This window comes from Mesorhizobium sp. GW821-FHT04C10 (assembly GCF_059420305.1).
On record NZ_JBWKTL010000001.1, the window covers coordinates 683,313 to 697,670 of the forward strand.

The following is a 14,358-nucleotide window of genomic DNA, read 5'->3' on the forward strand; positions in this document are numbered from 1 at the left end:
CGGACTTTGGTGATTTAGTTTGTACACATGCAATTTTTCGACTTCCGGACATGAGCGGACTTTGCGCTCCTAACGCTGAACAAGGGGAACGGCATATGGACAAGAGCAAGACCTTCAACCTCCCGAAAACCGGTCTCACCCGCCGCACGGCGCTGAAGGGCCTTGCAGCGGGCGCCGGCCTCGCCATGGCGCCCGGCTTCGTCCGCTATTCCCAGGCGCAGAGTTCGGCGCCGATCAAGATCGGCTTCCAGTCGCACCGGACCGGCATCGGTGCCGCCTATGGCCGCTGGTACGAGAAGACCACCGCCGCCGCGGTCAAGGCGATCAACGCCGCCGGCGGCATCAACGGCCGCCAGGTCGAGGTCATCATCGAGGATGACGGCACCGATCCCGGCCGCGGCGCCGAGGTGGTTGGGAAGTTCGCCACCCAGCACAAGACCGACATCGTTTTCGGCACACTGTTTTCGCACGTCGTCATTGGCTCGGCGCCGGCCGCCGGCGAGGCCAAGATCCCTTATTTCGTCGTCAGCGAAGGCCACCACGTCGCCTCGACCAAGCTCAACCGTTACGTCTTCCAGCCCGGCATCACCGACGTGAAAAGCCAGATCCAGTCGATGGCGCCATGGATCGCGGCCAATGCCGGCAAGAAGGTGACGCAGATTTTCCCCGATTTCGCTTTCGGCTACGATCATCGCGACTACCTGCCGCCGGCGCTGAAGGCGCAGGGCGCCGAGGTCATTGCGCAGATCGCCATCCCGCCGACGGAATCCTCCTTCACCAAGTATTTCCCGCAGATCCCGGCCGAGACCGAGGTGATCTACCACGTGATGGTCGGTCCCGCGGTGCTCACCTTCGTCAAGGAACTCGGCGAGTTCTACGGCTCCAACCGGCCGCAGCTGTTCGGCTTCATCGATTCGCTCGAGGCCGTCGACATCAACAGCCCGGGGCTGGAATTCCTCGACGGCAGCCATTTCTGGGAAGGCTCGCCGCGTTATGCCCAGGCCGATGATACCGAGGCGCAGAAAGCCTATCGCGTCGCCGTCGGCATCGACGACAATGGCGCCGCCGTCGGCGACCCCAAGGACGTCTCCACCGCCGCGCACATGTTCGGCTGCTGGGAAACGCTCTACGTCGTCAAGAAGGCGATGGAGGATGCCGGCTACAAGGGGCCGGAAGACCGCGCCAAGCTGGTCGAGGCAACCGAGGCACTGACCGCCTTCGCCGAAGGCCCGGAGCATCCGCAGGGGCCGAAAACCTTCAACGGCAAGATCCACCAGTGCTTTGGTATCCAGAACATCTCCAAGGTCGAAGGCGGCAAGCTGAAGGTGGTGCACAAGACCAAGATCGAGGACGGGCTCTACGAGGCCGAGGGAGATTACACGACGCAGGCGCTTTGACGCCTCACCCTCCCCCTTGTGGGGAGGGTCGGCGAACAGGCTTCGCATTTTGCGAAGCCTGTGAGACGGGGTGGGGGCTGCGACGGCCCATGCCCCACCCCCCACCCGACCGCTTCGCGGTCACCCTGCCCACGAGGGGGAGGGTAAGGGCGCCCCTGAATGCACTTCGGACCCCATCTCCTCCTTGCCGCCCTCGAAGGCCTCGTCACCTCCGCCGTGCTGGCGCTGACCGCGCTTGGGCTGTCGCTGGTGTTCGGCGTGATGCGGGTGGTCAATGTCGCGCATGGCGAGTTCTTCATGCTGGGCGCGGTGCTTGCCTGGGCGATCTCGACGGCGATATCGGGCCATCCGGCGTTGGGTTTCCTGGCGGCGTTGGTGATAGCGCCGCTGATCGTCGGCGCCATCGCGCTGGTCGCCGAGCGGCTGGTGCTGCGCCGGCTCAACTACAATCCGGAAGCCACCATCGTCGCCACCATCGGCATGCTCTACATCATCCAGCAGCTGGCGCTGACCTTCTATGGCCCGGAGGCGCGGCCGGTGGAGCCGCCGTTCAGCTACCGCATCCTTTTGCCGTGGTTCGGCTACTCCGGCTACAAACTGTCCATCATCGCCGCTTCCGCGCTTCTCTTGATCGCCACATGGCTCGTGCTGACACGCACCAAAATCGGCCTCATCATGCGCGCCACGCAGTATGACAGCGAGACGGCGCAGGCCTTCGGCATCCCGGTCGGCCGCGTCTATGGCGGCGTCTTCGCGCTCGGCGCCATGCTGGCGGCGATCGCCGCGGTGCTGATCGTTCCGATCAGCCAGGCGCATTATCTGATGGGACAGGACCCGCTGCTGCTTTCCTTCATCGTCGTCATCATCGGCGGCCTCGGCTCGCTGCGCGGCACAGTCGTCGCCGCCGTGCTGATTGGCCTCTCCGATGGCATCGTCTCGATGTTCTTCTCGCCAACCCTGGCCAAGATCATCGCCACGCTGCTGGTCGCCATGGTGCTGGTGTTCCGCCCGCAAGGCCTGTTCGGAACGGCCTCGCGATGAGTGAAGCTTCGCCGGCAAAGGCCTATGCGCTGCATCTCGGCGTCATCGCCCTGCTCTTCGTGCTGAGCTTCGTGCTGCCTGAGTACTATCATGGCCTTCTCGCCCGCATCATGGTGCTGGCGGTGTTCGCCATGGGCTACAACATGCTGTTCGGCTATGTCGGCCTGCTCAGCCTCGGCCATGCCATGTTCTTCGGCGCCGGGCTTTACGGTGCCGGCCTTGCCATCATCCAGCTCGGCTGGGGCGTGCCGCTGGCCTTCCTCAGCGGGATTGCCTGCGGCGCGGTGCTGGCGCTGATGATCGGCCTCCTGGCACTGCGCACCACGGGCGTCGCCTTCATGATCGTCACCATGATGTTCGCGCAGGTGTTTTATCTCCTCATCCTCTACTTCGCGACGTGGACCGGAGGCGATCAGGGCCAGGTCGTGCCGCAGCCGGAACGCGTCCTCGATTTCGGCGTGACCTCGCTCGACCTCACCAATCCGACCGTGCGCTACATGAGTGCACTGGCGCTGTTCTCGATCGTACTGCTGATCACGCTTGCCATCGTCCGCTCCCGATATGGCCGTGTGCTGGTCGCCATCCGCGAGAACGAAGAACGCACCAAGATGCTGGGCTACGACACCTTCTCCAACAAGCTTGCCGCCGTCGTCATCTCCGGCACCATCTGCGCGGCGTCGGGGGCTGCCTACGCGCTGCTGTTCGGCTATGTCGGATCGAGCTTCGCCTCGGTGCAATATTCGATCCTGCCGCTGCTCTGGGTCCTGCTCGGCGGCGCGGCCACAACGCTCGGACCGCTCATCGGCACGGTCTTCATGTACTATGTCATCGACGTCACCAGCGGCTACACATCGGCCTATCTGCTGATCGTCGGTATCGCGCTGATCCTGCTGGTTTTGTTTTTCCCAAAGGGCATTCTTGGCACCATCCGCCAACGCTGGCTAAGGTGGCTGCCATGACACCTCTTTTGAGCACCAGGGGCCTGTCGCGCCATTTCGGCGGCCTGCGCGCCGTGGACAACGTCGATTTCACCTTGATGCCAGGCGAGATTCGCGCCGTCATAGGCCCCAACGGAGCCGGCAAGACGACCTTCGTCAGCCTGGTCAGCGGCCGCATCCAGCCGTCTTCGGGAGCGATCATATTCGACGGCGACGACATTACCGGCCTGCCCGCCTATGCCAGAGTGCGCCGGGGCATCGCTTACACCTTCCAGATCACCAGCGTCTTCGCCAATCTCAGCGCCTACGCCAATGTCGCGTTGCCGGTGCAACTCACACTGAGCGATCGCCGGTCGGCAGGCGCGATCAAGGCAGGCGTCATGTCGGCGCTCGAACGCACGGGCCTCGCCGACCGTGCCGATATGCCGGCCGGGCAGTTGTCCTACGGCCACCAACGCCTGCTGGAGGTGGCGATGGGCCTGGCGCTGAAGCCTCGCCTGCTGATCCTCGACGAGCCGACACAAGGGCTGGCCGACAGCGAGATCGACAATTTCATCGCCTTGGTGCGCGAGATCGCCAGGGACGCCACCGTGCTTCTGATCGAGCATAACATGCCCGTGGTCATGCAGTTGGCCCACCGCATCACTGTCTTCAATGCCGGCAGTATCCTGGCGGAAGGCACCCCCGAGGCCATCCGCGAGAACACGGCGGTGCAGGAAGCCTATCTGGGGACCGCCCGATGACTGCGGGCAAGGCGGAAGCGTTGCGGATCGCGGGACTGGACTGCTTCTACGGCGAGGTCCAGGTGCTCTACGGCCTCGACCTCGTGCTGAACAAGGGCGAGGTGCTGTGCCTGTTCGGCCGCAACGGCGCCGGCAAGACGACGACGCTGAAGGCGATCATGGGCCTGGTTCCTTCGAGCGCCGGCTCGATCAAGCTCGCCGGCCAGGAATTGACCGGCCTGCCGGCGCATGAAGTGCCGAAGGCAGGCGTCGCCTATGTACCGCAGGGCAGGCGGCTGTTCGCCGAGATGACGGTGGCGGAAAACATCGAGATCGGCCTGATGGCACGCGGCAAGGGCAAGGCCGTGCGCGAAACCGTGCTCGACCTCTTCCCGCTGCTGCGCCAGAGGCTGCGGCAACGTTCGGGCACCTTGTCGGGCGGTGAGCAGCAGATGCTGGCGATGGCGCGCGCGCTCTGCCTCGAACCGCAGGTGCTCTTGCTCGACGAGCCGACGGAAGGGCTGATGCCGTCGATGATCGCCAAGATCCGCGAGACGGTGTCAAAGCTGCGCGACATGGGCGTCTCGACCATCCTGGTCGAGCAGCGCGTCGAGGCGGTGCTGTCGGTCGCCGACCGCGTCTCGTTCATCGAGAATGGCCGCAACCGCGAGACGGTCGATGTCGAGGAGCTGCGCGCCGACCCTTCGGCGGTCAGGCGCTATGTCGGCGTTGGTTGATCAGCCGAAAAACACAAAGCCCGCGATCAAGAAAATCGGGATCAGCACCAGACCGGACCACAGCATGTAGCCGAAGAAGCCGGGCATCTCGACGCCGCGCTGCCGGGCGATGGCATAGACCATGAAGTTGGGCGCATTGCCGATATAGGTGTTGGCGCCCATGAACACCGCACCCGCCGAGATCGCCGCCAATGTCGAGGCGAATTCGGTCATCAGGTGGCGTGGATCGCCGCCGGCAAGCTCGAAGAACACCAGGTAGGTCGGCGCATTGTCGAGGAAGGACGACAGCGCTCCGGTCAGCCAGAAATAGGCGAGGTCGTTGGGCGTGCCTTGCGCCGAGGTGACGAGCCCGACCAGCTGCGCCAGCGCTCCCTCATGGCCGGCTCTCAAAATGGCGATGACCGGCACGATGCAGATGAAGATGCCGGCAAACAATTTTGCCACTTCCGCGATCGGTCCCCAGTTGAAGCCATTCGCCTCGCGGTATTCCTTGCGCGAAACAGCCAACGAGACAAAGGCGAGCGCCAGGATGACGGCGTCGCGTACCAGGTTCTGCAGCTCCAGCGTCACGCCCTGAATGGAGAAGGTGACACCAGGCTTCCATGTCGCCGACAGCAGGATGGCGCCAATGACCCCGGCCAGCAAAGGAATGTTTGGCAGGCCGCGAATGCGTATCCTGGAATCCGGTGTCGGGTCCTTGATCTTCGGCGCGCCTGCCTCGCGCCGATGCAGGATGACGTCGATCGCCAGGAACGCCGCCAGCACCAGGCCGCCAACGAACAGCGTTTCCCGATAGAGGTTCGTGGTCGTCCAGAAGAAGTCGACGCCACGCAGGAAGCCGACGAACAGCGGCGGGTCGCCGAGCGGCGTCAGCGAGCCGCCGATATTGGACACCAGGAAGATGAAGAAGACGACGACATGGGCATTGAACGGCCTGGCGTCGTTGGCGCGGATGATCGGCCGGATCAGGATCATCGAGGCGCCCGTCGTGCCGATGACCGAGGCGAGCAGCGCGCCGACCAGCAGCAGCCCGGCATTGACCAGCGGCGTGCCGTGGATGTTGCCGGCGACCAGGATGCCGCCCGAAATGGTGAACAGCGCAAACAGCAGGATGATGAAGGACATGTATTCGGTAAGCAGCGCGTGCAGCACCGCCTCGGTCGCCGAAGGCAGCCCGAAGGCAAGCGCCAAAGGTACGACGACAAATGCGGCCCAAAGCGCCGCTATCTTGCCGTAGTGGTGCTCCCAGATATGGTGGAACAGCAGCGGGCCGGTCGCGATCGACAGCAGCAGGCCAGCAAAGGGAAGTGCCCACCACAGCGACATCGAGGCGCCGGGCAATGCGTGTTCCTCGGCCGCCAAGGCCGCTTCCGGGAACAGCATGGCGACGGCGATGGCGGCACCCGTCATTGCGCCCGCGGTGATCCGCGAAAGGCCCCCCTGATGCCCCACCGTCCGTTCAGTCCGACAAATGGTCTTCAAGCGTCACGCCGGCATCGCGCATGCGCCGCAGCATGGCATCAAGCGAGCCGTTGAGGTCGATGCCACGGCAGGCATCGAGCCGGACGGTGGTTTTGAAACCCTGGCTGACGGCATCCAGCGCCGAAAAGCCGACGCAGAAATCGGTCGCCAGCCCGACCAGGGTCAAACTGTCGATGCCGCGTTCCCTGAGGTAGCCCCCGAGGCCGGTCGGCGTCGTGTGGTCGTTCTCGAAGAAGGCCGAATAGCTGTCGATCGCTGGGCGAAATCCCTTGCGGATGACGAGCTCGGCCTTGGTCCAGGCAAGGCCGGAATGGAAATCCGAGCCGAGGCTGCCCTGGATGCAATGATCCGGCCACAAAGTCTGCTGGCCATAGGGCATCTCGATCATGGTGAAGGGCTGCGCGCCCGGATGGCTGGAGGCAAAGCTCGAATGGCCGGCGGGGTGCCAGTCCTGCGTCAACACGACATGGTCGGTCCGCCGGATCATATCGTTGACCAGCGGCACGATCTCGTCGCCGCCGGTCACGGCCAACGCGCCTCCCGGGCAAAAGTCGTTCTGCAGGTCGATGACAACAAGCGCTTCGTCGGCCATGCGGCTTCCTTCCCTCTGTCTCGATGCCGCTGTTGCGACCGGAGGCAGAAACTTGACCAGATGGCCGGCCGCGTCAACCTCCGGAGGCGTAACAATCTCGTTGCATGCGGCCCGGCAGCTACGACACCCCAAACTCTGGCTTTGACAATTTCCACTGGCTTGATATCATTTGCATACGAATGAATTTCCGGTTCGAAACCGGCAACATCATCCCAGGGGAAAATCCTTGGGAGGGCCAAATTCGGGGAAGGCCCACTCTCTGGGAAGGCAAAGCGTGATCCGTTACGCGAAACCCACCACGGTCGATGAGGCGCTCGCGCTGCTTGGCGAGGGCGCCTGGCGCATCCTCGCCGGCGGTACGGATTTCTATCCGGCACAAGGCACGAAGCCGTTCCGCGACAATGTCCTCGACATCAATGGCCTCACCGCGCTGCGCGGCATCGCCGAGACAGATAACCACTTTGTCATCGGTGCGCGCACGACATGGACCGACATCATCCGCCATACCTTGCCGCCGGCCTTCGATGCGCTGAAACAGGCCGCGCGCGAGGTCGGCTCGCCGCAAATCCAGAACGTCGCCTCGGTCGCGGGCAATCTCTGCAACGCCTCGCCGGCCGCCGATGGCGTGCCGGGCCTGCTCGTGCTTGATGCCGAAGTCGAACTGCGTTCGGCAACAGTGACGCGCTACCTGCCCTTGCCGGATTTCATTCTCGGCAACCGCCGAACAGCCTTGCGAGCAGGGGAAATGGTCAGCGCCATCCGCGTGCTGAAGCCCGCTGCAACGGGCACGTCGGCTTTCGTCAAGCTCGGCGCGCGGCGCTATCTCGTCATTTCCATAGCGATGGTGGCGGCGCGTCTGGTCGTCGAGAACGGCACAGTGACCGAAGCGGCCATCGCCGTCGGGTCGTGCTCGGCCGTCGCCAGGCGCCTTGCCGGCGTCGAGGCGGCGCTGCTCGGATTGCCTGCGGATCACCGGCTCGCCGATGCGGTCCAGTCCGCACCGATCACAGAACTGTCGCCGATCGCCGACGTGCGCGGCAGCGCGGAATACCGGCTCGACGCTGTGCGCGAGATTGTCGCCCGCGCCGTGCTGACGGCCGCCGGCCTAATGAACGATCACATGGTGGCGGCATGAACCAGCTTCTGCCTGAAGTGACTGAAGCCCTGCCCGGTCTGGGCGTAGGCACGCCCGGCCTCGGCCCTGAACGCGCCGACATTGCCTTCACGGTCAATGGCGACGCTGTCCTGGTCAATGTGCCGCCGCTGCGCCGGCTGTCCCAGGTGCTGCGTGACGAATTGCGGCTAACGGGTACCAAGGTCGGCTGCGATGCCGGCGATTGCGGCGCCTGCACGGTGCTGGTCGACGGTGCTCCCGTCTGCGCCTGCCTGATGCCGGCGGCTTCCGTATCCGGGGCGGCAGTGACAACAGTCGAGGGACTTGCCAATGGCCGGCTCTCGGCACTGCAGGCCTCGTTTCTCGCCCATGGCGCGGCGCAATGCGGCATCTGCACGCCGGCGCTGCTGGTCGCGGCGACAGCGCTCCTGGACGCGACACCCAAGCCGACCGAGACCGAGGTGCAGGATGCGCTGGGCGGCATTCTGTGCCGTTGCACCGGCTACCGGAAGATCATCGCGGCGGTGATGGAGGCGTCCCTCCAGACAGCGAGCCTGGATTTCCGTCTGCCTCAGTCCGGGCATGCCATCGGCGCGTCCCCTGTGAGGCTCGATGGCGTGCCAAAGGTGACCGGGGCTGAGAAATTCGGCGGCGATTCCTTCCCGGCCGATGCGCTCGCCGTTCTGGTGGTCCGCTCACCGCATTATCACGCCAGCTTTGCCTTCGGCGACCTCGATGGTTGGGCGAAGAGACACCCCGGCATCGCCGGTGTCTTCACCGCGGCCGACATTCCGGGAAAGAACTGCTTCGGTGCGATCGGCCCGTTCGCCGATCAGCCGGCACTGGCCGAAGGATTTGCGCGGCTTCGCGGCGAGGCGGTGGCGCTGGTCGCCGGCGAGCGCGAGGCGATCCTCGATCTCGACCTGTCGGATTTCCCGGTCCGCTGGACCGAATTGCCGCATTTCCTGCAACCTTGCGAAGCGCAGGCCGAAGGCGCGGCACGGATCCATGACAACCGCCCGGCCAACCTTTTGACCACGGGCCTTGTCGAGCGCGGCGACCCTGAGGCGGCGCTTGCAAATGCCGCTGTCACCGTGAGCGGCGCCATCGAAACTTCCTATGTCGAGCACGCCTATATCGAACCGGAAGCCGGCTATGCTTATCTGGACGGCGACACGCTGGTTGTCGTCGCCTGCACGCAGGCGCCCTACATGGACCGCGACGAGACGGCGAAGGTGCTTGGCCTTGCCGTCGACAAGGTGCGCATCGTGCCCACCGCGACCGGCGGCGGTTTCGGCTCGAAACTCGACGTATCGCTGCAGCCGCTGATCGGCCTCGTGGCGCTGAAAACCGGCCGGCCGGCGGCGCTGGCCTACACCCGCAACGAATCGATGACATCGACCACCAAGCGCCATCCGGCTGAGATGAAGGCGACCATCGGGGTGGACGCAGAAGGCCATGTCACCGGCATGACCTTTGCCGGCGATTTCAACACCGGCGCCTATGCGAGCTGGGGCCCGACCGTTGCCAATCGTGTGCCGGTGCATGCGTCCGGCCCCTATGCGACGCCCAATTATCGCGCCGAGGGCCGCGCCATTCATACGCATGGTCCGATTTCCGGCGCCTTCCGCGGCTTCGGCGTCCCGCAGGCGACCATCATGCAGGAGACGCTCTATGACGAGCTCGCCGGCAAGCTTGGTATCGACCGCCTCGATTTTCGCCTGAAAAACTGCCTTCGGAACGGCTCCGAAACGGTTACCGGCCAACGTTTGGAGTCCGGCGTCGGCATCGCCGAGTGCCTTGAGGCGCTGCGGCCGCATTGGGCGCGCGCGACGGCCGACGCGGATGCGTTCAACCATACCCACGCGTACAAAAAGCGCGGCGTCGGCGTGGCGTCCTGCTGGTATGGCTGCGGCAACACCTCGCTGCCCAATCCATCGACCATCCGGGTCGGCGTCGCGGCTGACGGCACGGTCGTCCTGCACCAGGGCGCCGTCGATATCGGCCAGGGCTCCAACACCGTCATCACCCAGATCTGCGCCGACGCGCTCGGCCTGCCGCTGGAGAGATTCCGGCTGAAGAGCGCCGACACGGCGATCAGCCCCGATGCCGGAAAGACTTCCGCCTCGCGCCAGACTTTCGTCACCGGCAAGGCGGCCGAGAAGGCCGGCCGCGCGTTGCGCGAAAAGATCCTGCGCTTTGCCAATGTCTCGGAAAAGGCATCCCTGCAGTTGGATGGCGTGGCGATCGTCATCCGCGAGGGCGAGGCCGCACGCCGCATCGATCTCGCCTCGCTCGACGTCGATGCCGAAGGCTTCGTCTTCCGCGCCGAGGAGACCTACGATCCGCCGACGCTGCCGCTCGATGCAAAGGGCCAGGGCAAGCCCTACGCTGTGTACGGCTTTGGCGCGCAGATCGCCGAACTCGAGGTCGATCTCAAGCTCGGCACGGTGAAGCTGCTGAAAATCACCGCCGCGCACGATGTCGGCAAGGCGATCAACCCGCTGCTGGTCGAAGGCCAGATCGAGGGCGGCATCGCGCAAGGCATCGGCATGGCGCTGATGGAAGAATATATCCCCGGCCGCACGGAGAATTTGCACGACTATCTCATCCCGACCATAGGCGACGTGCCGCCGATCGAGACCATCCTGATCGAGGTTCCCGATCCGGAGGGCCCGTTCGGCGCCAAGGGGCTGGGCGAGCATGTGCTGATCCCGACCGCACCCGCGATCCTCAACGCCGTCCGCCACGCCACCGGGGTCCTCGTCACCAAGGTCCCGGCGACGCCGACGCGGATCCGCGCTGGCATTCGTGAAAAGGATGGCATCCGCGAAAAGGAGGCGCGCCCATGAGCGAGCTTGCCGAGCGCTTCGAAACGCATGATCCCGGCGAGAAGCTGGTGGCGGAGAAGATCCGCTGTGATGCCTGTCCGGTCATGTGCTACATCGCAGATGGCCGCACCGGCGCCTGCGACCGCTACGGCAATGCCGGCGGCCGGATCGTGCGCATGGACCCGCTGACCATCCTCGACCACGCGGCCGAGACCGGCGCGGCGATCGTACCTTTCGTCGCCGAGGGCGAGGCCTGGGACGGCGAGTTGGTCAACACCGGGCGCCGCTTCGTCACGGCAATAGGCGCCGGCACCACTTATCCCGACTACAAGCCGGCGCCGTTCATCGTCAGCCAGGAGGTGGAGGGCGTCGATCTCGTCACGGTCGTCACCGAAGGCATCTTTTCGTATTGCGGCGTCAAGGTGAAGATCGATACCGACCGTCATATCGGACCGGAAACGGCTGTCGTGCGGGCGGAGGGTGAGGCGATCGGCCATGTCACAACAGGCGAATACGGCTCGCAGATGCTGTCGCTTGGCGGCGTGCATCACCTCACCGGCGGCTCCAAGGCCGAAGGCCGCGCCACCTGCGATGCGCTGCTCAATCTGTGCAATCGCAAGCCGGTGGAACTGACCATCGACGGCGGTGCCACCGTCATCGTCGAAGCCGGCAAGCCACCTGTCATCGACGGCAAGCAGGAGCGCCGCATGCGCGTCGGCTGCGGCTCGGCGACGATCGGCATGTTCGCCACGCAATGGCGCGGGCTGGTCGACGAGGTGGTTGTGGTCGACGACCACATCACCGGCGTCGTTTCCGAGCATCAGGCCGGCAAGGTGCTGGGCTGGCAGGATACAGGGATCAAGATCATCGGCCGCCGCTCGACGCCGGGCCGCTATTTCAAGGTCTCCGAGCCGGGCCTCGGCTGGGGCGGCACCTCGATTTCCGACCCGCTGTCGATCCTCGGCGACTGGAACGCCAAGAAGGGCGCGCGGCCGGGCCTGTCGTTGCTGATGGTTTCGACCACCGGCGAACAATTCGCCTATTACGAACTCGACGACGAATTGAAGCCTGTCGAAAAACCGTTTCCGGAGCGGCTGCGGAAGTCGGTCAATCTGATCGAGGACAATTGCGAGCCGGCGCTGTGCACCGTGCTGTTCATCGGCGGCGCCGGCGGTTCGCTGCGTGCCGGCGTCACCGAAAACCCGGTCAATCTCACCCGGTCGGTGCAAGGCCTGAAGACCTATGTGACGGTCGGCGGCGCGCCGGTCTTTGTCTGGCCGGGCGGCGGCATCACGCTGATGGTCGACGTCACCAGGGTGCCGGAAGGCGCCTTCGGCTATGTGCCGACACCGGCGCTGGTGGCGCCAATCGAATTCACCTTGCGCCGCGACGACTATATCAGGCTCGGCGGCTACGAGGCCGAAATCCGCAGTGTCGAGGACATCGTCGCCAAGGGCGGCGAGTACCTCAACTCACGTCGCGGAACCGGCGCGCCGTCCGACAATCCATGGCCGCCGCTCGCGCAATTGCGGCGTGCCGCCTCGAACGGAGCCGGATGATGGACGGCCCGCAAGTCCACTGGCTGCAGGACGGCAAGCGGCTGCATCTCAACCACGGGCCGATCGACCTGATCGTCGAGGCCTTTGGCGAGGCGGACGAGTGTCGTGCCGCCTACGCCCAGGCTGTCGCGCGCTTCCAGACGATCCTGATCGAGTTGGTCAAGGAGCTTCCCGAATTGCGGCTCCCGGCATTTTTCCTGCGGCCGCGCGCCTTTGACGGCCCGACGGCGCGCCGCATGGAGGCAGCCGTCATGCCCTTGGCGGAATGCTTCATAACACCGATGGCCGCCGTCGCGGGATCGGTAGCCGACGAAATGCTCGCCGCATTGCTTGCCGGACGTAGGCTCGATCGTGCCTATGTCAACAATGGCGGCGACAGCGCCCTTCACATCGGCATAGGCCGCTCGATAGGTCTGGCGGTCGCCGGCACCGGCAATGGTTTGGCCGACCGGATCACGATCCGCGCGGAAGATGGCGTTCGCGGCGTTGCCACCAGCGGCTGGCGCGGCCGCTCCTTTTCGCTCGGCATCGCCGACGCCGTCACCGTGCTGGCGCGGACCGGCGCCGAGGCCGATGCGGCGGCGACGCTCATTGCCAACGCGGTCGACCTGCCCGGCAATCCCGCCATCAAGCGCATTCCGGCACAGGAGCTGTCGCCCGACAGCGATCTCGGCGCGCGGCTGGTGACACAGGCCGTCGGCACGCTGGCATTTGGCGAGGTGGCGCAGGCGCTGGACAATGGCCTTGCCGTCGCCGAAGATTTTCGCCGGCGCGGGCTGATTGCCGCATCGGCACTGTTTCTTGGCGGTGAGGCCCGCATCAGTGGCTCGGTTGCACTTTCCGCGCCCAACAAAAATCCGAGGGAGGAAGTTGCCCATGCCTGAGTTTCCGATCCGCAAGGTCGCGGTGCTGAGCGAAGAGATCTTTCACGAGGGCGGACCGGTCGCGGACGTACCGCGCCGTCGTGCAGCGGCCATGGCCGTGGTCAAGAACCCGTTCGCCGGGCGCTATGTCGAGGATCTGCAGAGCGCGATGGAGGATCTGAAGCCACTCGGCCTGCTGCTCTGCGACCGGCTGATCGCGGCGCTCGGCGGCAACGTCAAGCAGATCGACGGCTACGGCAAGGGCGCCATCGTCGGCACGGCAGGCGAACTGGAACACGGCGCGCTCTGGCATGTGCCGGGCGGCTACGCGATGCGCGAGCGGCTCGGCGACGCCAAGGCGATCGTGCCGTCGGCCAAGAAGGTCGGCGCCTTCGGCTCGAAGCTCGACGTACCGCTCGGCCACATCAACGCCGCCTATGTGCGCAGCCATTTCGACGCCATGGAAGTCGGCATCAGCGACGGCCCGCGTCCCGACGAGATCCTGTTTTGCCTCGCCATGACCTGCGGCCCGCGCGTCCACAACCGCATGGGTGGCCTTGCGGCGGACAACATCAAGGCCTGGGACGGATTGCGGTGAACGGCGAGGACAATCTGCTCAAGCTGGTCGAGGCCGAAGAGCCTGAGGAACATGACTACCTCCTCCAGGAACAGGTCGGCTTCATCCTGCGCAAGGCGCACCAGCGCCATGTGTCTATCTTCGCCGCGCATATAGGCGACCTGACGCCGCCACAATTCGCGGCACTGGCCAAGCTGCGCGATGTCGGCGAGACCTCGCAGAACCAGCTCGGCACGCTGATCGCGATGGACGCGGCGACGGTGAAGGGCGTGATCGACCGCCTGAAGGCGCGCGGCCTGGTAGAGCTGTCCAGGCATGAGGTCGACAAAAGGCGGCTGCTGGTCAATCTGACCGCCGAGGGTCGCGATGCGATCGAACGGTTGATCCCGCTGGCCCGCGAAATCACCCGGGAAACGCTGGCGCCGCTCTCGGCCAAGGAGATCGCCACGTTCACAAAGCTGCTGGCGAAGCTGGCGTAGGTGCGGACCTTCCAGCCTGCAAAAGC

The 14,358-nt window shown here is 65.1% G+C and carries 13 protein-coding genes; 11 read left to right on the top strand and 2 right to left on the bottom strand.

What is annotated here, in order from left to right; translation table 11 throughout:
• Nucleotides 1-95 precede the first annotated feature (95 nt).
• From AC07UC_RS03195 to AC07UC_RS03215, 5 genes are all read left to right on the top strand, one after another.
• A complete protein-coding gene (locus AC07UC_RS03195; RefSeq protein ID WP_494903985.1) occupies nt 96-1,397 on the top strand; it encodes an ABC transporter substrate-binding protein in 1,302 nt (433 codons plus the stop codon).
• A gap of 159 nt (nt 1,398-1,556) precedes the next feature.
• Nucleotides 1,557-2,438: a branched-chain amino acid ABC transporter permease gene (locus AC07UC_RS03200; protein ID WP_494903987.1), complete on the top strand. Its 882-nt coding sequence runs from the start codon at nt 1,557-1,559 to the stop codon at nt 2,436-2,438.
• Entirely contained in the window at nt 2,435-3,397 is a 963-nt protein-coding gene (locus tag AC07UC_RS03205; RefSeq protein ID WP_494903989.1) for a branched-chain amino acid ABC transporter permease, read from the top strand. Before AC07UC_RS03200 ends, AC07UC_RS03205 begins: the two co-directional genes overlap by 4 nt.
• Nucleotides 3,394-4,119 (top strand): ABC transporter ATP-binding protein, encoded by a 726-nt coding sequence (locus AC07UC_RS03210; RefSeq protein WP_140770677.1) that lies wholly within the window; start codon nt 3,394-3,396, stop codon nt 4,117-4,119. The genes AC07UC_RS03205 and AC07UC_RS03210 overlap by 4 nt, the downstream gene beginning before the upstream one ends.
• Nucleotides 4,116-4,835: an ABC transporter ATP-binding protein gene (locus AC07UC_RS03215; protein ID WP_140770680.1), complete on the top strand. Its 720-nt coding sequence runs from the start codon at nt 4,116-4,118 to the stop codon at nt 4,833-4,835. The genes AC07UC_RS03210 and AC07UC_RS03215 overlap by 4 nt, the downstream gene beginning before the upstream one ends.
• On the opposite strand, the gene AC07UC_RS03220 is transcribed toward AC07UC_RS03215, so the two are convergent.
• The gene (locus AC07UC_RS03220; protein WP_494903990.1) at nt 4,836-6,245 is read right to left on the bottom strand and encodes a sodium:proton antiporter; all 1,410 of its coding nucleotides are present in this window, start codon (nt 6,243-6,245) and stop codon (nt 4,836-4,838) included.
• A gap of 49 nt (nt 6,246-6,294) precedes the next feature.
• Entirely contained in the window at nt 6,295-6,909 is a 615-nt protein-coding gene (gene pncA, locus AC07UC_RS03225; RefSeq protein WP_140770684.1) for a bifunctional nicotinamidase/pyrazinamidase, read from the bottom strand.
• Nucleotides 6,910-7,183: 274 nt separating this feature from the next.
• On the opposite strand from pncA, the gene AC07UC_RS03230 reads away from it, so the two are divergent.
• Genes AC07UC_RS03230 through AC07UC_RS03255 form a run of 6 tightly spaced genes read left to right on the top strand, consistent with a single transcriptional unit; the run spans nt 7,184 to nt 14,332 of the window.
• A complete protein-coding gene (locus tag AC07UC_RS03230) occupies nt 7,184-8,044 on the top strand; it encodes an FAD binding domain-containing protein (RefSeq protein ID WP_494903992.1) in 861 nt (286 codons plus the stop codon).
• Complete coding sequence (locus AC07UC_RS03235) at nt 8,041-10,875, top strand: molybdopterin-dependent oxidoreductase (protein WP_494903994.1); 2,835 nt, start codon at nt 8,041-8,043, stop codon at nt 10,873-10,875. The genes AC07UC_RS03230 and AC07UC_RS03235 overlap by 4 nt, the downstream gene beginning before the upstream one ends.
• Entirely contained in the window at nt 10,872-12,413 is a 1,542-nt protein-coding gene (locus AC07UC_RS03240; protein ID WP_494903995.1) for a 6-hydroxynicotinate reductase, read from the top strand. Before AC07UC_RS03235 ends, AC07UC_RS03240 begins: the two co-directional genes overlap by 4 nt.
• Entirely contained in the window at nt 12,413-13,297 is an 885-nt protein-coding gene (locus AC07UC_RS03245; RefSeq protein WP_202325064.1) for a UPF0280 family protein, read from the top strand. Before AC07UC_RS03240 ends, AC07UC_RS03245 begins: the two co-directional genes overlap by 1 nt.
• Nucleotides 13,290-13,874 carry an amino acid synthesis family protein gene (locus tag AC07UC_RS03250; protein WP_494903996.1) on the top strand — a complete coding sequence of 195 codons (585 nt, stop codon included), beginning with the start codon at nt 13,290-13,292 and terminating at the stop codon, nt 13,872-13,874. The genes AC07UC_RS03245 and AC07UC_RS03250 overlap by 8 nt, the downstream gene beginning before the upstream one ends.
• Nucleotides 13,871-14,332, top strand: coding sequence for a MarR family winged helix-turn-helix transcriptional regulator (locus AC07UC_RS03255; RefSeq protein ID WP_065005440.1), 462 nt, complete (start codon nt 13,871-13,873; stop codon nt 14,330-14,332). Before AC07UC_RS03250 ends, AC07UC_RS03255 begins: the two co-directional genes overlap by 4 nt.
• The last annotated feature ends 26 nt before the right edge of the window (nt 14,333-14,358 follow it).